This window comes from Paenibacillus aurantiacus (assembly GCF_042431225.1).
Classification (GTDB): domain Bacteria; phylum Bacillota; class Bacilli; order Paenibacillales; family Paenibacillaceae; genus Paenibacillus_Z; species Paenibacillus_Z aurantiacus.
Genome location: NZ_JBHMDO010000024.1, coordinates 54,848 through 71,754 on the forward strand (window position 1 = coordinate 54,848; position 16,907 = coordinate 71,754).

Consider the following 16,907-nt stretch of genomic DNA (forward strand, 5'->3'; position numbering starts at 1 on the left):
TTTTATCCCCGTTCTCTCGCAGCTGGCAATAATGAATACGACAAATAACCCCTGAGCGCCATCGGCGTCAGGGGTTATCGTTAGCGCTATATTTCGTAGTTAGTTGAAAGGCGTATCTGCAATTTTGATCGAATCTGTCGGGCAGCCGTCAGTTGCATCCTGCATGTCGTCGTACAGATCCTCTGGAATTACTTTGATGCCGCGGTTGCCATCGCCGTCGAAAATGACTTCAGCCAAACCTTCGTCATCGTAATCGTAAATATCTGGTGCCGTCGCGCCGCAAGCTCCGCAAGCGATACATGTATCTTTATCGACGTAAGTATATTTTGCCACCGTGTTTCCCTCCCAAATATAATGAATCACATGCTGGGTCGCATCATGTCATAATTATAATTATTATAACCTCAATCATCACTATATAACAAAAGCTCGTCTGTTTGCAAGGATGTCCCTCGAATTCGTTTGTTGCGGATGAGCGCCGATGGATCGTCGCCCAGCATGCCCGCAGTCAGCACCGCGTCTTCGCCGAATTTGTCCCGCAGCATATCCATCGCCTTCGTCAGCGCTTCTTTTTTAGGCTGCTCTTCATAACTGAATAGATCCAACTGAACGGCCGATTCATCACGGGGGCTCAAGTTCTGCAGCGTGACACCGAGCAAGCGAAGCGGCGCGCCTTCCCGCCAATGCTGGTCGAACAGCTTCGTCGCCTCCTTGTAGAGATCTGGCGTCGCGTCTGTCGGATTGCTCAATGTCGCAGAGCGCGTGATCGTCGACATATCCGGATTGCGCATCGTGATCTGCACGACCTTGGCCATCAGCTTCTGCCTCCGCATACGCCGGCCGGTCTGATCCGTCAAGTTCAGCAGAATACGATGGGCTTCCTCGCGCTTGGTCACGTCGCGCGGCATCGTCGTCGTGTGCCCGATTGATTTGTTCGGCTCACGCTGCTCATTCACCGGCGCGTGATCGATGCCATGCGCCGCGGCCTTCATCCAGACGCCGACGACGCCGAACTGTTTCGTCAGCAGGCCCTCATCCGCCGCGGCCAGCTGGCCGATCGTCCGGATGTTCAGCTTCCTTAGTTTGTCCGCCGTCTTGCGTCCGATACCGAATAACGTATCGCATGGCTTATCCCATAATAACTGCGGGACATCCCGAATACGCAGCACGGTGAAGCCGTTAGGCTTCTTCATATCGGAAGCCATCTTCGCGAGCAGCTTGTTCGGTGCGACGCCGATGGAGCAAGGAAGCTGCCACTCCTCTCTGATCCGCCGTTGAATTGCGCTCGCGATGTCCAGCGGCGCTCCGAAGCTCGAAGAACCGGTAATGTCCAGGTAGCATTCGTCGATCGAGGATGCTTCTACCAGGGGCGTATACTGTGAAGCGATGCTCAAGAAGCCTCGGGAATATTTGCGGTACAGGTCGAAATCCGGCTTGATCAGCATGAGGTCCGGGCACAGCTTCAAGCCTTCGCGCACCGTCATCCCCGTCTTGACGCCACGCTTGCGGGCTGCGTACGAGGAGGTGACGATGACTCCTTTCCGAAGCTCGGCGCTGCCGGCGACTGCGGTCGCCTTTCCTTTATATATGTCGGGCTGCTCCGCTTCATGAACGGAACAATAGAACGCATTCATATCGACATGGACGATGATTCGCCCCGTTCGTTTTTCCGTCATGATCCGATCCCATACCCTTTCAATTGCTGCTGAAATATATAAATCATACAATTGCCTGTAGTCTGGGTCAACCCGCCTCTATTCGTATAAAAGCGCTCCCATGCCGCTTATTCGCGCATTCGGAAAGCTGATATTTTCGCCGTTTTCGCGGTCGCGGATTCGTTTACGCCTGCTACATCTCATGCTATAATGATAAAATTATGAATTTATAGACAGTTTACATGAGGGAAGGAGCGTCCAAGCAATGGCACAGGCAATCTCCATATTCGACACAACGCTGCGGGACGGAACGCAAGGCGAAGGCATCAGCCTATCGGCCGATGACAAATTGAAAATCGCCCAGAAGCTCGATGCTCTAGGCGTTCATTATATCGAAGGCGGCAATCCGGGCAGCAATAGCAAGGATATCGAGTTTTTCCAGCGGGCGAAGAACCTTCGGATGAACGCGAAGCTGACGGCATTCGGCAGCACAAGACGCAAGAATAGCGTTGCCGAGCACGATACCAGCCTGATTCGCATCGTCGAATCCGGTGTTCCAGCCGCCACGCTGGTCGGCAAATCGTGGGATTTTCATGTGCATACCGCCCTCCAAACGACGCTGGAAGAAAATCTCGCGATGATCTACGATTCGTTCGCTTTCCTGAAGCGCAGCGGTGTCGAGGCGATCTACGACGCGGAGCACTTTTTCGACGGTTACAAGCATAACCCGGAATACGCCTTGGCCGCGCTGCGCAGCGCGCAGGATGCCGGAGCCGATTGGCTTGTGCTGTGCGACACGAACGGCGGCACGCTCCCTTCCGAAATTCACGAGATCGTCTCCCGCGTGCGCGCGGAGCTTACGGCGCCGATCGGCATACATACCCATAACGACTGCGAGCTGGCTGTCGCCAATACGCTTGCGGCCGTTCAAGCCGGCGCAAGACAAGTGCAAGGGACGATCAACGGGTACGGCGAACGGTGCGGCAACGCGAACCTGTGCTCGATCATCCCGAATCTGCAGCTCAAAATGAACTATCCTTGTCTGACGCCCGAGCAGCTCCAGTCGCTCACGGGCACGGCGCGATACATTAGTGAAATCGCAAATGCCCACATGCCGGTCGGCCAGCCATTCGTCGGCAACGCGGCGTTCGCGCATAAAGGCGGCATCCACGTCTCCGCGATCATGAAGGACTCCAAAACCTACGAGCATATCCAACCGCAGCTGGTCGGCAACAAGCAGCGCATTCTCGTATCCGAGCTAGCCGGCCAAAGCAATATTATCTCGAAGGCGCAGGAGCTTGGGCTGGATATTAACGCCAACAACGACAAGACGAAACAAATCATGGAGCAGATCAAGGAACTCGAGCATCAAGGCTACCAGTACGAAGGTGCCGACGCCTCGCTCGAGCTGCTGCTGAGAGACGCATTCGGCGAGTCGAAAGCCGTCTTCACGCTGGATTCCTTCAAAATGATCATGGAGAAATCTGCAGGCCAGATGAATGCCGAAGCAATCGTCAAGGTGAACGTCGACGGGCAATCGGTCTACACCGCCGCAGAAGGCAACGGGCCGGTCAACGCGCTCGACAATGCGCTGCGCAAAGCGCTCGTTCAGTTTTTCCCGAAAATCAACGCGATTCATCTGACCGATTACAAGGTGCGCGTTATTGATGAGAAGGACACCACCGCGGCCAAAGTCCGCGTGCTTATGGAATCGACCGATTTCACGAGTTCCTGGAGCACGGTCGGCGTCTCCAGCAACGTCATCGAAGCGAGCTGGGAGGCGCTTGTGGACAGCTTCCGGTATGCGCTGCTGAATATGGACAAAGTAGAACCGACGCAAGACGAGCCGCGCGAACGTTTCGGCCTAGTGAACCACTAATCGAATCGCCGCTTGAACGAACAACGCCCCGCCAACAAGAGTTATCTTGTTGCGCGAGGCGTTTTGTCATATTGGCAGCCCTTCCGGATTAATTGAGCCACTTCTCGATTTTATCTTTCCATTCTGCCCTCGTAATAACCCCTTGCACCCGCTCCCGCACGACGCCGTTCTGATCGATAATCAGGCTCGTCGGGAACGTATTGATTTTATACAGTTCGGTTGCCACGCCCTCGCGATCCATGAGAATCGGGAACGTCAACTTCTGTTGATCGACGAATTCGCGCGCTTGACGTTCTTTGTCCAGCTTGGTCGAATTGACCCCGAGCAGCACCATGCGATCCGCGTATTTCTCGGACAACTCCTGCAAATCCGGCGCCTCCAGCTCGCAAGGCCCACACCAAGATGCCCAAAAATTCAGCAGCGTCAACTTATCGCTCGTTCCGCCGATTGCGACCGATTGATCGTTCAAATCCGGCAGCGTCAGCGTTGGCGCCGTATAACCCGGCTTCGGCTTCGCTTCCGACGATACGGCCGCGCTGGCTGTCTCCGAGGCGCTCTTCGATTGATTCTGATACAATGCTGCACCGGTCAATACAAGAATGACGGCGAGCAGCAGCAGCGTTCTTCTCATGTCGAGCCTTCTTTCGTCTGGTTAATTGCTTGTTCCATCTTAAGGCCATGTTACCATGGCGAGGATGGAAGCTCAAGTTCGGGGACAGATTATACGATGATGACATTATGATGCGGGAGAGATGAACGTGGGAAATTCGACAACGGCAGCCGGAGGCGGTAATCGGAACAAACTGCGCATGTATGAGCCTGCCAAGGACCTGGCGAACGACGCCAAAAACGGAGGCGGTACAGGAGGCGGGAAGTGGAAAGAATATATCGCGTTTGCTTCCGTCCCACTTGTGCTGGTACTGGGCAATTCCATGCTCGTGCCGATTTTGCCGGATTTGCAGCGGCAGCTTGGCGTATCCGACTTTCAGTCGAGTCTCGTGATCACCTTGTTCTCCGTTGCCGCAGGACTCATTATTCCGATTACGGGCTATTTGTCGGACCGTTACTCGCGCAAGAAGATCATTCTCGCTTCGCTGGCGCTCTACGGGGTTGCCGGCATCGTCGCCGGGCTCGGCGCCTTGTGGCATTCATACGGGGTGCTGATTACAGCACGGGCCGTGCAGGGGATCGGAGCGGCCGGCACCTCGCCGATCGCGATGGCACTCGTCGGCGATATGTACAAGGACGGCGAAGAGAGCGAAGCGCTCGGACTGATCGAGGCATCCAACGGCACGGGCAAAGTCATTAGTCCCATCATTGGCTCTCTGCTGGCGCTGTGGACGTGGTACGCCCCGCTATTTGCGTTTCCATTCTTCTGCGCCGCCTCATTCGTGCTTATGTTGATGATCAAGGAACCGAAGAGCGACAAGAAACCGATGGCCGTCAGGACCTATGTCTCGAACGTCGCTGACGTTTTCAAGCAGAAAGGAAAGTGGCTAATCTCTTCCTTTCTTGCGGGCTCGCTTGGCCTGTTCATTTTGTTCGGCGTGCTGTTTCGTCTGTCGGATGTGCTGGAGAAGAAGCCTTACAATATCGACGGCGTGGCCAAAGGCGGCATCTTGGCGATTCCGCTGCTCGGCCTTGTCATTACGGCGTATATGACCGGTCACCACATCAAGAACAACGGCGTCTTGATGCGTAGACTCATGCTGCTCGGCCTTGCCATATTGACAGCCTCTCTCGTAGCCGCAGCGTTCTTCCATAAGAACGTATGGATCGTCATTGGACTTGCCAGCGTCGGAAGCGTAGGCACCGGCATGGTACTCCCCTGTTTGAATACGCTGATTACCGGGTCTGTCGATAGTCAGCACCGGGGCATGATTACCTCACTGTACAGCAGCCTGCGTTTCCTTGGCGTGGCTTTCGGACCGCCCATCTTCGGCTGGCTGGCCGGCAAATCCGATCTGTTATTGTATAGCGTTGTAGCCGGGCTTGCGCTCTGCGCGTTAGGTTTGGTGGCCGGCTTCGTCCATCCGCCCAAGACTGCAGGCGATGCCGCCTAACACTACTCTTATGTTATACTGGGGGGATATGAAACGGAAGGCGGATGGAATATGTTCGACTCCCCTTTGAAGGAAGATATCGCTCCATTACATCGTATCGTGATACATACTCAGACGTACGATCACATGCTGGACTATGCCAAGGACCGCCTGCCGAACGAAGCCTGCGGCGTGCTCGCGGGCTCTATGCTCGAGGAACATGGCGAAGCAATTATTCGGATATCGGCTATGTATCCCATTGCCAACGATGCGATGAACCCCGCCCGAGCTTTTGCCTTCAATCCGGAAGCTTGGGTGAACGCCTATTATCAGATGCAAAAAAACCGACAATCGCTTGTCGGTTTCTTCCATTCCCATCCTACCGCTCCGCCGTCCATGTCGCAAGCCGATCTCGCCGGGCTGCGGCATTCGGGCGCAGAGACGTATTGGATTCTCTCTTTTGAACAATCCGGACCGCCTTCGGTCTGCGTCTATCGCCAACGCCATGGATGCTGGACCGCCTCAATGTTTGCTCAAGTATGCGTATAAGTCGCCTAGCGTCTGGATGTTCCGCGACAAGATTCTTCGCAGGTAATGCTGCCACAGCCGCCCCGTCATCATGGAGTCTTCCAGGGCGTGATGCCGCTGCGTGATCGGAATGCCGCTCTCGATCAGCAGTTCGTCCAGTCCGTAACCGTCCCGGTTTGGCTCCAGCCACTTCGCTACCATCATCGTGTCGAGCACGCGATGCGTCAAGTTCACTTTCGACGTGCGCCACAGCGCCGCATTGAGAAATTGCTTGTCGTGGCCGCTAGCATGCGCGACCAAGATTCGTTTGCCGACGAACTCCATGAAATCATGCAGCACCTGCATGAGATCTGGAGCATCCTCCGCCATCTCGTTCGTAATCCCGGTCAGCTCCGTAATATGTCTGGGTACCCGCCGCTTCGGATTGACGAGACTGTAGAAGACGCGATCCTCGAACACTTCTCGCCCCTTCATCATAACGGCCCCGACAGAGATAATCTCGTCTCCGTTATAGGGATAGAAGCCCGTTGTCTCCAGATCGAATACAATGTACTCCGTCTCGTCCAACAGCTTTTCCATGGCGGACTGCTTGCGCTGCTCCTTGGACATGGAGCGGATAAACGCCATTTGCTGGGCATTCTGTGCCCCCAGCATCGAAGCAATCGCCGGCGTAATGCCCCCCATTTTGTACAAATGCCACATCCGCCCGACGCCCTTTTGCTCTTTCATGGTGTCCCCCCTTTCACGCTACGTTCTCCCGTCCATCTCCTTATGCACCCGGCGCTGAAGCTTCTTGCCGACACGCAGTCCGACCTTGAGCTCCTCGATCAAGTCCTTGGTCAACCGCCGCTTGGCGAGCTTGCCATTATTCGCGTAGATCGAACCTGTGAATCGTTCGGTCGTCATCAGCCGCAGCCGAAGGAAAAGCTTGAATGCTTCACGGTAAACCCGCATGTCGCCGTCCACAAATTTGCCTAGCCGGTGCAGCGCATCAATCCGGTCCAGCGTTGACGTCTCACGGAGCTCGGCTTGGATCGCCATCAGCCGGATCGCGTTAACCATAGGAATATAGGCGCCATATTTGACGTCCAGACTACCCGCATCCTCCCCATACTGCTCCTTTAACAGCTGACCGAATACACCGATGAGCACTTTATGCCGCATCGTGTTGCTCAGCATATGGACAGCCACCGCAGGATTACGCAGCAAATCGGAATAAAAATGATTTTTCAGCTCGTCCGCAAGCACACCTGCGCCGTAGACGCACCGGCCGTCCGCGATAATGAGCAAATAACGGACACGCTCCCAGTTCGGGTCCTCGAACCAGCCGTTCAACTTCTCTTTCCATTCAGACAATGGCATGTTCCAATCCGCGTTCGCACTTATGACGTTACCGTCGCAAGGCGGATAACCAATCTGCACCAACGCCTGGGTGATCACGCTCGCTAAATCAAAAAAGTAACTCCGAACGGCTTCCTGCTGCATGGAATTCGGTGGATCTTGATAAATGAGTCCGCTGTCTTGGTCGCTGGATAACGTCTGCTCTTCCCGACCGCCGCTGCCGAACAATAGATATGCATAAGGCACGGGAGGGGAACTGTTCCCCATCCGTGCCAATTGCAGTTCCGAAAGGACGACTGCGCGCTGGATCAGCGCGTCGTGTACGCCGTTCAGATGTTCATAAAATTGTTCGACCGGTTGTTCGAAGAGCAGCGATTCCATGTGCTCATGGAATTGATCGCGTAATCCGCGCAGCGTCTTGAAATCGTCGGCTTGACTGATCAATGTCAGCAATTGTGCGCAGACCGGATCGTTCATACTGCTCGCTCCCCTTTGGCCATATATCTCTACTTTCCCGATTTTACCATGGGAGTTACAGGTTTTGCTGCGCTTTCTTCATTTGCTCCGGATAGCCGTATGTGCCATGCTCGGAAAGGTCGAGACCGATGATTTCTTGCTCTTCCGTAACGCGGAAGCCCATGATCAGCTTCATCACGCCGAGGACCAGGAACGAAGCCGCAAGTACGAACGCGCCGCAAACGACAACAGATTCGAATTGTACCCACAGTTGATGCCAGTTGCCCGTGTCGATCAAGCCGCCGCGTCCGACGCCTACTTGCTCGGCAAGCGTCTGAGTAGCGAAAATTCCGTTAGCAAGCGTACCCCAAATACCGGCAACGCCGTGCACGGACAGCGCGTAGATCGGATCGTCGACTTTGATTTTCTCGAAGAACTTCACGCTGAATACGACAAGCACGCCGGCAACCAAACCGATTACAACAGCCGCCCAAGGATCAACGAAGGCGCAAGATGCAGTAATGGCGACCAAACCGGCCAATGCGCCATTCAGCATGGATGTAATATCCGCCTTACCTGCCACAAGCCAGGAAATCAACAGCGCCGCAACCGCTCCGCCTGCCGCACCAAGCTGGGTATTAAACGCAACATAGCCGAAGAAACCTTCGCCAACGCTAACTGCGCTGCCTGCGTTGAAACCAAACCAACCCACCCACAGAAGAAGAACCGACAATGCGCTGTATACTTGGTTGTGACCGAGAATTTCGTTCGCGGAGCCGTCTTTGTTAAATTTGCCAATGCGCGGTTTAAGAAGAACTGTAGCCGCGAAAGCCGCCAATGCGCCCGTTAAGTGTACGACTGTGGAGCCTGCATAGTCCTGCGCGCCGTCTTTCGCCAACCAGCCGCCGCCCCAGATCCAGTGCGCGACAACCGGATAAATAACCGCCGTGAACAGAACCGTGAATACGAGGTAGGAAGACAATTTCGCGCGTTCTGCGAATCCGCCCCATGCAATGCTGAGCGAGATTGCGGCAAACGCCAACTGGAATAGGAAGAAAATCGTCGACGGATAGCTAGCCCCTTCGTCCGCTACGATAGAAGGATTGAAGAAGAAATCGCCGATGCCGATGAACTTGCTTAAGCCAGTATCCGCATTGTCTGCACCGAACGTGAAGCCATATCCGACAGCCCAGTAAATCAAGGAACAAAGACCTAACGTAAAGATCGTCTTGCCAGCAACGTGACCGGCGTTCTTCATGCGGGTCGAGCCGGACTCGAGCAATATGAATCCGCCTTGCATCAGAATAACCAGCACCGCCGAGACCATGATCCACAGGGCATTCAGCCCCATATTTAGTTGTGCTGCTGATGGATCATCCGCATACGATAATGCCGGGAATAATAAGGCTAAAGCTCCTAATGATACTAATGTTTTTTTGACCACGACGACCACTCCCTTAATGTAATGTTACCTGACACATGAGGAAAGACTTAATGTCATTATAGTCAGAACAGTATATTTTGACAATAACCTTTTTGACAAAGTGCAAATAAATTCTAACGTTCGTGTCTTTTTTATTTGTTAATGTTAAGTTATTTCTCACAAATAGCTAAAAAATCAATCGAGTGGACAAAGATCTTTCGTCTTTTCCTGCTTGATTGGGTTGTTGTACATCCCGATAGCATCTTTATAGATGATGTAAACAGGGTTTACATGTTAGGTTTTTAAGTTGTAAATCGTTCCAAAAGCATCACGTTTGACTGTATGGTTGATTTTTCGGTATCATAATATAGATAAGTAATCATGTGCCTGAAAGAAGGTGAGGACATGGCAGAGAAACCGCTATACCGTATTGGCGAATTATCCAAGCTCGCTGGCGTAAGCGCGCGTACCATCGATTTTTACACATCATCCGGTCTTATCGCTCCCGAATCCCGTTCCGCCAAAAACTACCGCTTATACAGCGACGACACGTTAGAGCGACTCAAACGTATCGAACAAATGAAGAAGGACAAATATTCTCTAGATGAGATCAGAGCCAAAATCGACAGCTGGCAAAAAATTTCGCCGGACGAACATGTCTCGAGTAAGCTTACAGACCTCCAGCTTCGTCTAGAGCAGCTGCAGCGCGAAGTGAAGGAGCTTGAACCCGTACTTAATCAATTGAAGCCGAAACAAGCGCAGCAAGTGTTTAAACGGATCGTCCCTTCGACCGCCGCATGCGTTGAAGCACTCATGCTGTTGATGAACAAGAGCGGATTCATGTAACGTCTGGGTAGGCACAGCTGACACTATCATAATGGAGGTATACACGCATGTTCTTTCATCCAATGGACTTCCTCATCCTTATTGCCTTTGCCGTCTCCATATGGGCTCAATTTCGCGTACGCGGCACATTTAACCGCTGGTCCGAAGTCCCCGCTTCAAGCGGGCTAACCGGCTACCAAGCCGCCAGACGCATGCTGGACAACAACGGACTTCATCACATTCCGGTAGAACCGGTGCCCGGCACACTTTCCGATCACTACGACCCGATTCATCGGGTTGTGCGGCTGTCGGAACCGGTATATTACGAGCATTCCATCTCAGCGATCTCTGTTGCCTGTCATGAAGTCGGCCACGCCATCCAGCACAGCGTGAGCTATCCAATGCTAGTGCTTCGTCACCGTATTTTCCCGGTCGTTAACATTGCTTCCGGTATCGCACCATTCTTGCTGATCGCCGGCTTTCTCTTCCAGGCAACAGGACTTCTCGGCCTGGGGATCGTGTTTTTCTCCGTCGCGGTCGCGTTCCAGCTGATTACGCTGCCCGTTGAATTTAATGCCAGCAGCCGCGCAAGAGAGCTGATGGTTTCCGAAGGCTTCATTACGAACCAGGAAGAACGCGGCGTGGCCAAAGTTCTCAACGCCGCCGCATTGACGTACGTTGCTGCCGCGCTCATCTCGCTGCTCGAACTGCTCAAGTATGTGATGATCTTTACTTCGAACCGCGAAGAGTAATGACCCATGCATCTGCAATACAAAGAGGAAGGCCGTCATCATAATCGACGGCCTTCCTCTTTGTCATTTATCTATTGGGTTTTGAAGCGCGATAACGATTCGCCAAGCGCTTTGGAGACGGTCTCCAGCTTCTCCGACAGGTTCACAAGCCCTGCAGCAATGTTCGTCTGCTCGCTGCTTAACGATGCGACTTCTTCCGATGTCGCCGAGGACTCCTCCGCGACCGCGCTCACATTGCTCATCGCTTCATTGAGTACCTGCTGCGAATGCTCCAGCTTACCGATCGCTTCAGTCACGTCGTTCAGACTCCCGATGAATTGCGCCATTTGCCCATGAACGCCCGTGAATATCGCATCCGCTTCTTTAACGGACACAATCTGCTCTTGGAACATCGGGTAGGCGGTAGATAACACGCTTACCGTTTGCTCGATTTCGTTCTGGATTGTCACCGTGATTTGTCCGACGACATCGATCGACTGTCTGGACTGATCCGCCAATTTCCGAATTTCATCCGCGACGACCATGAATCCTTTACCGGCTTCGCCGGCTCTCGCCGCCTCGATGGCCGCGTTAAGGGATAGAATGTTCGTCTGCTTCGTCAAACTTTGCAGAACCTCGAGAATCTTGCGAATGGAATCCGTGCTTTCTTGCAGCTTCTCGACCTTCTCGACCATGGAACGCGTCATCTCTTCAGTCGTGCTCGTCTTATCGATGAGCAATTTCATATGGTCGGTTCCCTGCATGCTGGAGAGCTCTACTTCGCGCGCCGCCGACGACATTAGGGAATTGCTCGCTAATACTTGCTTCATCTGAATCTCGATTTCGCCGGTCAAATCCGTCCCCCGCTCGGCTTCGATCGCGAGACTTGTCGCGCCGCTGGCAATCTCTTCCGTAGCTGAAGCGATTTCCTTCGCCGAGGTGGACGTCTGACGAGACGCTTCTGCAAGCTCACCAGCTGTCATTAACACATCCTGCGCAGATTGTGTTGTCTGATGGACGAGCCCCGTAATTTGGGTCATCATTTGATTGAAGCTGTTCGAAAGCTGCCCAATCTCATCCTTGCTCTTAATCGAGGAACGAACCGACAGGTTGCCGCGCTCTCCTTCATTCATGAGATTGCGAAGCTGGACGAGTGGTCTTGCAACAATGCGAATGACGAACAAACCAATACCGATCGCCAGCAGTGCCGCGACAGCTGCAATGATCCACGTCGTCGTACGAATAGTTCCCGCATCTTTCACCAATTGTTCAACCGGAACCGTGCCGAGCAGCCTCCAATTATCCACTGCATCGAATTGATCATAGATGGCAAGCACTTCATGGCCGGCATGATCCGTACCATCCATGGAGCCGCCCTTCGCGGCTTGTCCTTCCGCAGGAAGCTTAACCGCAGAAGCTTGTCCCACTAGGGTAATGTCGCTGTCGTAGACGATCGCGCTATTCATATCCACGATGGAGATTCGGCTTCCATCTCCGATTTTCAGGTCCGCTAGCTGAGCCGCCAAGTGATCCACGCTGTATTCCATGACAAGAACGAAATCACCTTTGCTGGTGATCGTATTTTTGATTAACCGGGCTGCAGCGAATGTGGGCACATTTCCTTGCTGACTAAGCCCTTTCGGCTGAACCGGCAGCCATTTCAGCTTGCCATCTAACTCGACCACTTCTTTAAACCAAGCCTCACCCTGCGACTCGGACAATGAAGCACCTACCGAGATCGGCGGAATATCGCCCTTAATGGCAACCAGATTCGTGTTCACGATCGAATCGTTGCCAACCACGTACATTTGCAGCACTTTGCTGATCTCTTGCGTCGCTTGGAATCGCTCGTATGTATCTTCGGAATTGATCATGGCGTCGATGTTTCGCTGCACCGTTGTATCGAGCATGATCTGCATCGTCATATCTTCATAGTTCTGGAACATCAGGTCGAGCTTGCCCGCCGCTTGGTTGATCGCGACTTCTGTCGACTCCGACACTTTGTCTTTGATAATCGATTTGGATGTGGAATAGGAGAACAAACCAACTGCTAACACACATACGACGATCGCAATAAAGATAATTAAAAACAACTTCAATCCAACGGATTGCAAACGAATACGGTTTCTCATAATGGCCCCCTTGTTCTGATTGAGGTTGCTGTATAAGTAAAGCGTTTACAAGAACAATTCTTCTGTAAACCGACTGCTTATCTGCAATTACACAACCGGGAAATGTTCGCGCTGTTCATCCTTCCGTCCGTGATCTTTAGTTGTGGTCGTTCAGCGGTCGCTCCTCTTGTCTGTAGAATCGGTAAGGATAGTCCTTCCTTACCGTACAAAGTTATCCTTATCCATATTTGTCGGCTTTGTTGCGTTAAAACTTTATAGCAAAAACAATTAGCACGAAAAAAACTCCTCTCCGGTTAACTACGACCGGAAAGGAGTATGCTAAGGTGTACAGACTACGGGCGTATCCGTTTGCGCATCATATCCATCGGTTGTACCGGGTGATCGCATTTCATGACGATCGGCTGCAGCGGATGGCGCGCCGCATCCAACTTGTTGCCTTCTTCGTCGGTAATTTCGCCGACGAGTTGCTTGAAGCCCGTACCGTTCGGACCGAAAAATTCAATCTCTTGGCCCGGCTTGAAATGGTTGCGCTGCTGAATGACCGCAAGACCTGTCGCCTCGTCATAAGACAGCACGACGCCGGCAAAATCATAAGGCGCCGCTTTATCCTCCGGTCCGTAAATATGATCCTCCGCGCCAGGCGTGTCGTAGAAAAATCCCGAGTTGAGCGGACGGTTGGCAGCTTTCTGAATATCGTGCAGCCACTCTTCCTTTAGCTCGTAATTGTCTGGATCAGCCATATACGAATCGATTGCTTGACGATAGGCATGTACAACAGTCGCCACGTAGTGCAAACTTTTCATGCGGCCCTCGATTTTGAAGCTGTCGACACCGACCTCGATAAGATCCGGAATGTTCTCCAGCATGCACAAGTCTTTGGACCCCATTGTAAACTGGTCTTCGTCCATGCCATACACTTGAATATCGTCCTCATACAGGTCATACTTCCAACGGCAAGATTGGCAGCAGCCGCCGCGGTTCGAATCGCGATCCGTGAAGTGGTTCGAAAGCACGCAGCGCCCGGAGTACGACGAGCACATTGCCCCATGGATAAACGCTTCGATCTCAACATCGACGTTCGCTTTAATCTCGGCAATCTCTTCCAGACTAGCTTCGCGCGCGAGTACGACGCGTGGCATGCCTTCGTCTTTCCAGAATTGCACGGCCTGCCAGTTCATTGTCGATTGCTGCGTGCTGACGTGTACCTCCAGCTTAGGCGCGACGCGTTGAGCCGTCTCCATAATAATCGGATCGGCCGCGATAATCGCCGCGATCCCGGCCTCTTCCAGACCACGCAAGTAGTCTTCAAGCCCTGCCAAGTCTTCGTTATGGGCATAAATATTCGTCGCAACGAACACCTTCGCTCCGTAACGAGCGGCGAATTCTACGCCTTCTTTCATTTCGTCGAACGTAAAGTTGTCCGCATTCGAACGCAGCCCGTAATGCTGGCCGCCGATATATACCGCATCCGCCCCATAATGGACGGCGAATTTAAGTTTCTCCAGATTGCCTGCCGGAGCAAGCAGCTCAGGCCGGTCCAGACGGTGACGTTTTCCCGTGAAACGCGGTTTCGTCTTCGTTGCCATGGCCGTGCACCTCCTGATTGTGTTTCGCGATGGTGTCGGATCGTCGCCGATCAATACACTTGTTCTTTATAGAAGAACCCATAGGATAACTCGCGATTCGGATCTTGTAAAGCTTGAATTGCTTCCAGCAACGACTCATTAAAGCGATAACCTGCCGGGTCAGCCGAATAAGCATCGATTGCCGCTCGATAAGCCCGAATCACCGTTTCGTTATATTCGCTCGATTTGAGCAATGTTTCGATGCTGAGGCTGTCGATACCCGCTTCCATGAGCTCGTGCAAATTCTCGATCATGCACAGATCATCGGAGCTCATGATATGCGTTCCGTTGTCGTCTTCGTAGATGGGATACCGCTCGTTTGGACGCTCGGCTTCCATGAGGTAAAGCCCTTCTTCGATTGTGCCTTGCGGAACGCCGTTCCCAGGCAAGTGGACCGGTTGCTCCGCCAGGCCTTCTTGCTGGTGTTCGACATAGTTGCGCACGAGCGGACGTTTCGAATGATAGATGTTCGTCAAGCCATGAACCTGCACCTGAACTTCAAGCGTCGATTTGGCCTTTATCTCCAGCACCTGCTCCATGTTAAGCTCCCGCGCAGTAATAAACCGCGTGGCGCCGCGTCTTCCCCAGTATTCCGCCGTGGCGTAGTTCGTGGATGTCATCTCCGCGTTCCAATGCAGCGGCAATCCAGGGGCTTCGGTACGTGCCGTCATCAGCACAGCCGGGTCCCCGAATACGATCGCGTCGACGCCTGCTTCTGCAACCTGTTTGACGTAGGCAGGGAGCGTTCGAACCGTATTATTATCCATAACGTTATTCAATGCCGCATATATCTTAATATCGCGGGGTTTCGCATATTCCACCGCTTCCGCTATCTGTTCTACCGTGAAATCGCCCGGGAGGCGAACGCCGTAACGGGATTCCCCGATGACGAATGCGTCAGCCCCGGCATCCGCGAACCGCTTCAATTCTTCCAGTGAAGTAGCGCTTGCTAATAGTTCGGGTTTCGTTGCCATTGTGCGCCCTCCTTATCTCTTTTACTTCTGCGCCATCTCGTTGCTCTTGCGAATATTTCGATTATGCTCGTTGAAAGTGCGCGCGAACAAGTGCTCGTTGGAACCGTCTTTCTTCGTGACATAGAACAGGTATTCAGAAGTCTCCGGATAGAGCGCAGCCTCGATCGACTTCAAGCTTGGCGACGCGATCGGTCCGGGTGGCAGCCCATTCACCTTGTATGTGTTGTACGGACTTTCCACTTCAAGGTCTTTCTCCATCAAACGTTCTTTTTGCTTATCGAGCAAATATTGGACGGTCGCATCGATCTGCAGCGGCATTTTGGCCTTAAGACGGTTGTAGATCACGCCCGCTACCAGCCCGCGCTCCTTATCCACGACGACTTCACGTTCGATCAGCGATGCGATGGTCATCAGTTCATGGAAATTAACCCCCTGCTCCTTCATGGCCTCTTCCCATTCTTCCGGCAAGGCGACCAGCTTGCGATCGAGCTCCTTCAGCATGCGGTCCATAATCTCTTCCGCTGTGCTCCCCTTCTCCATCTCGTAGGTTTCCGGGAAAAGGTACCCTTCCAACCGATGCTTCAAGTTCTTGTTGTCCGGGATGGCGCGAATCGCTTCGACATCCTCCCATTTGCTTGTCCCGTCCGCCAGCGCGAGGAATGCGTCCCGATTAACAAGCCCATCCTTGCTCAGCGTGTCCGCGATCTGCTCGATCGTGAATCCTTCCGGTATGGTAAAGCGAATCGTCTCGGCTTGCACCGTTTCGCCTGCATTCAATTTCGCGATAACCGCGTCGATCTCCATGCCGGGAGCTAATTCGTACGTTCCCGCTTGGAAACGCGATCCTTCATCTTTATAACGCAGATAATATTTGAAAATAAACCCGTCCCGGATAATGCCCTGATCTTCCAGTACTTGCGCAAACTCGAACGGCGACATCCCGTTCTCCAAGACCACTTCTCGAACGTCGCCCGTTGAAGTCGGACGCAAACCGTTCCAAATATAAAAAGCAATGCTTGCTGCAATTAGAATAAAGAGTCCAAAAAGCGAAGTAATGACCCACAGCGTAATCCGTGCTTTCGACGGACCTCTGCGTGCGTTACGTCCCCTGTCTGGCGCTCCTTGAATAGGCTGCTTCTGATAATCCAAGCTTAGGTCCTCCATTTCGGATGCGGTACGGGTAGCAAAAGACTGAAGTGGCTTCAAACACCGTGGAAAAGGGACGGCCTTAGCCGCCCCTGCTTTCCAAGCATGTTCAAATCACAGATCGATCAGATCGCCGTGCAGCGAGCTCCC

Annotated in this window: 15 protein-coding genes; 5 read left to right on the plus strand and 10 right to left on the minus strand. The window is 53.0% G+C overall.

What is annotated here, in order from left to right:
- Positions 1 to 99 precede the first annotated feature (99 nt).
- Entirely contained in the window at positions 100 to 333 is a 234-nt protein-coding gene (locus ACFFSY_RS14715; RefSeq protein WP_377495214.1) for a ferredoxin, read from the minus strand.
- A 71-nt stretch (positions 334 to 404) separates the two neighbouring features.
- Positions 405 to 1,676 carry a DNA polymerase IV gene (locus ACFFSY_RS14720; RefSeq protein ID WP_377495216.1) on the minus strand — a complete coding sequence of 424 codons (1,272 nt, stop codon included), beginning with the start codon at positions 1,674 to 1,676 and terminating at the stop codon, positions 405 to 407.
- A gap of 244 nt (positions 1,677 to 1,920) precedes the next feature.
- Here ACFFSY_RS14720 and cimA point away from each other — a divergent pair, with 244 nt between their 5' ends.
- Positions 1,921 to 3,534: a citramalate synthase gene (gene cimA, locus ACFFSY_RS14725; RefSeq protein ID WP_377495218.1), complete on the plus strand. Its 1,614-nt coding sequence runs from the start codon at positions 1,921 to 1,923 to the stop codon at positions 3,532 to 3,534.
- 88 nt (positions 3,535 to 3,622) lie between these two features.
- On the opposite strand, the gene ACFFSY_RS14730 is transcribed toward cimA, so the two are convergent.
- Complete coding sequence (locus tag ACFFSY_RS14730) at positions 3,623 to 4,165, minus strand: TlpA family protein disulfide reductase (protein WP_377495220.1); 543 nt, start codon at positions 4,163 to 4,165, stop codon at positions 3,623 to 3,625.
- 178 nt (positions 4,166 to 4,343) lie between these two features.
- Between ACFFSY_RS14730 and ACFFSY_RS14735 the strand changes: the two genes are divergently transcribed.
- Together ACFFSY_RS14735 and ACFFSY_RS14740 are read left to right on the plus strand one after the other, a co-directional pair.
- A complete protein-coding gene (locus tag ACFFSY_RS14735; protein WP_377495572.1) occupies positions 4,344 to 5,597 on the plus strand; it encodes an MFS transporter in 1,254 nt (417 codons plus the stop codon).
- Positions 5,598 to 5,648: 51 nt separating this feature from the next.
- The gene (locus tag ACFFSY_RS14740; protein ID WP_377495223.1) at positions 5,649 to 6,125 is read left to right on the plus strand and encodes a M67 family metallopeptidase; all 477 of its coding nucleotides are present in this window, start codon (positions 5,649 to 5,651) and stop codon (positions 6,123 to 6,125) included.
- On the opposite strand, the gene ACFFSY_RS14745 is transcribed toward ACFFSY_RS14740, so the two are convergent.
- Genes ACFFSY_RS14745 through ACFFSY_RS14755 form a run of 3 tightly spaced genes read right to left on the minus strand, consistent with a single transcriptional unit; the run spans position 6,099 to position 9,345 of the window.
- Entirely contained in the window at positions 6,099 to 6,833 is a 735-nt protein-coding gene (locus ACFFSY_RS14745; RefSeq protein ID WP_377495225.1) for a 3'-5' exonuclease, read from the minus strand. The two genes, ACFFSY_RS14740 and ACFFSY_RS14745, sit on opposite strands and share 27 nt — an antisense overlap.
- An 18-nt stretch (positions 6,834 to 6,851) precedes the next feature.
- The gene (locus ACFFSY_RS14750; protein WP_377495227.1) at positions 6,852 to 7,922 is read right to left on the minus strand and encodes a DUF294 nucleotidyltransferase-like domain-containing protein; all 1,071 of its coding nucleotides are present in this window, start codon (positions 7,920 to 7,922) and stop codon (positions 6,852 to 6,854) included.
- A 55-nt stretch (positions 7,923 to 7,977) separates the two neighbouring features.
- Positions 7,978 to 9,345: an ammonium transporter gene (locus ACFFSY_RS14755; protein WP_377495229.1), complete on the minus strand. Its 1,368-nt coding sequence runs from the start codon at positions 9,343 to 9,345 to the stop codon at positions 7,978 to 7,980.
- Between the two features lie 384 nt (positions 9,346 to 9,729).
- Between ACFFSY_RS14755 and ACFFSY_RS14760 the strand changes: the two genes are divergently transcribed.
- Both ACFFSY_RS14760 and ACFFSY_RS14765 read left to right on the plus strand, forming a co-directional pair.
- Positions 9,730 to 10,170, plus strand: coding sequence for a MerR family transcriptional regulator (locus ACFFSY_RS14760; RefSeq protein ID WP_377495231.1), 441 nt, complete (start codon positions 9,730 to 9,732; stop codon positions 10,168 to 10,170).
- Between the two features lie 47 nt (positions 10,171 to 10,217).
- Positions 10,218 to 10,901: a zinc metallopeptidase gene (locus ACFFSY_RS14765; protein WP_377495233.1), complete on the plus strand. Its 684-nt coding sequence runs from the start codon at positions 10,218 to 10,220 to the stop codon at positions 10,899 to 10,901.
- 71 nt (positions 10,902 to 10,972) lie between these two features.
- On the opposite strand, the gene ACFFSY_RS14770 is transcribed toward ACFFSY_RS14765, so the two are convergent.
- The 4 genes from ACFFSY_RS14770 to mltG all read right to left on the minus strand — a co-directional run bounded on the left by ACFFSY_RS14770 (position 10,973) and on the right by mltG (position 16,760).
- Positions 10,973 to 13,012 (minus strand): methyl-accepting chemotaxis protein, encoded by a 2,040-nt coding sequence (locus ACFFSY_RS14770; protein WP_377495235.1) that lies wholly within the window; start codon positions 13,010 to 13,012, stop codon positions 10,973 to 10,975.
- 332 nt (positions 13,013 to 13,344) lie between these two features.
- Positions 13,345 to 14,598 carry a peptidase U32 family protein gene (locus ACFFSY_RS14775; protein WP_377495237.1) on the minus strand — a complete coding sequence of 418 codons (1,254 nt, stop codon included), beginning with the start codon at positions 14,596 to 14,598 and terminating at the stop codon, positions 13,345 to 13,347.
- Positions 14,599 to 14,648: 50 nt separating this feature from the next.
- Positions 14,649 to 15,611, minus strand: coding sequence for a peptidase U32 family protein (locus ACFFSY_RS14780; RefSeq protein WP_377495238.1), 963 nt, complete (start codon positions 15,609 to 15,611; stop codon positions 14,649 to 14,651).
- A 21-nt stretch (positions 15,612 to 15,632) separates the two neighbouring features.
- Positions 15,633 to 16,760, minus strand: coding sequence for an endolytic transglycosylase MltG (gene mltG / locus ACFFSY_RS14785; RefSeq protein ID WP_377495239.1), 1,128 nt, complete (start codon positions 16,758 to 16,760; stop codon positions 15,633 to 15,635).
- Positions 16,761 to 16,907 lie beyond the last annotated feature (147 nt).

What these genes read in the sequence shown, in the direction of transcription:
- ACFFSY_RS14720 (WP_377495216.1), bottom strand. Translation starts at nt 1,676, where the DNA reads ATGACGGAAAAACGAACGGGGCGAATCATCGTCCATGTCGATATGAAT.
- cimA (WP_377495218.1), top strand. Translation starts at nt 1,921, where the DNA reads ATGGCACAGGCAATCTCCATATTCGACACAACGCTGCGGGACGGAACG.
- ACFFSY_RS14730 (WP_377495220.1), bottom strand. Translation starts at nt 4,165, where the DNA reads ATGAGAAGAACGCTGCTGCTGCTCGCCGTCATTCTTGTATTGACCGGT.
- ACFFSY_RS14735 (WP_377495572.1), top strand. Translation starts at nt 4,344, where the DNA reads ATGTATGAGCCTGCCAAGGACCTGGCGAACGACGCCAAAAACGGAGGC.
- ACFFSY_RS14740 (WP_377495223.1), top strand. Translation starts at nt 5,649, where the DNA reads ATGTTCGACTCCCCTTTGAAGGAAGATATCGCTCCATTACATCGTATC.
- ACFFSY_RS14745 (WP_377495225.1), bottom strand. Translation starts at nt 6,833, where the DNA reads ATGAAAGAGCAAAAGGGCGTCGGGCGGATGTGGCATTTGTACAAAATG.
- ACFFSY_RS14750 (WP_377495227.1), bottom strand. Translation starts at nt 7,922, where the DNA reads ATGAACGATCCGGTCTGCGCACAATTGCTGACATTGATCAGTCAAGCC.
- ACFFSY_RS14760 (WP_377495231.1), top strand. Translation starts at nt 9,730, where the DNA reads ATGGCAGAGAAACCGCTATACCGTATTGGCGAATTATCCAAGCTCGCT.
- ACFFSY_RS14765 (WP_377495233.1), top strand. Translation starts at nt 10,218, where the DNA reads ATGTTCTTTCATCCAATGGACTTCCTCATCCTTATTGCCTTTGCCGTC.
- ACFFSY_RS14770 (WP_377495235.1), bottom strand. Translation starts at nt 13,012, where the DNA reads ATGAGAAACCGTATTCGTTTGCAATCCGTTGGATTGAAGTTGTTTTTA.
- ACFFSY_RS14775 (WP_377495237.1), bottom strand. Translation starts at nt 14,598, where the DNA reads ATGGCAACGAAGACGAAACCGCGTTTCACGGGAAAACGTCACCGTCTG.
- ACFFSY_RS14780 (WP_377495238.1), bottom strand. Translation starts at nt 15,611, where the DNA reads ATGGCAACGAAACCCGAACTATTAGCAAGCGCTACTTCACTGGAAGAA.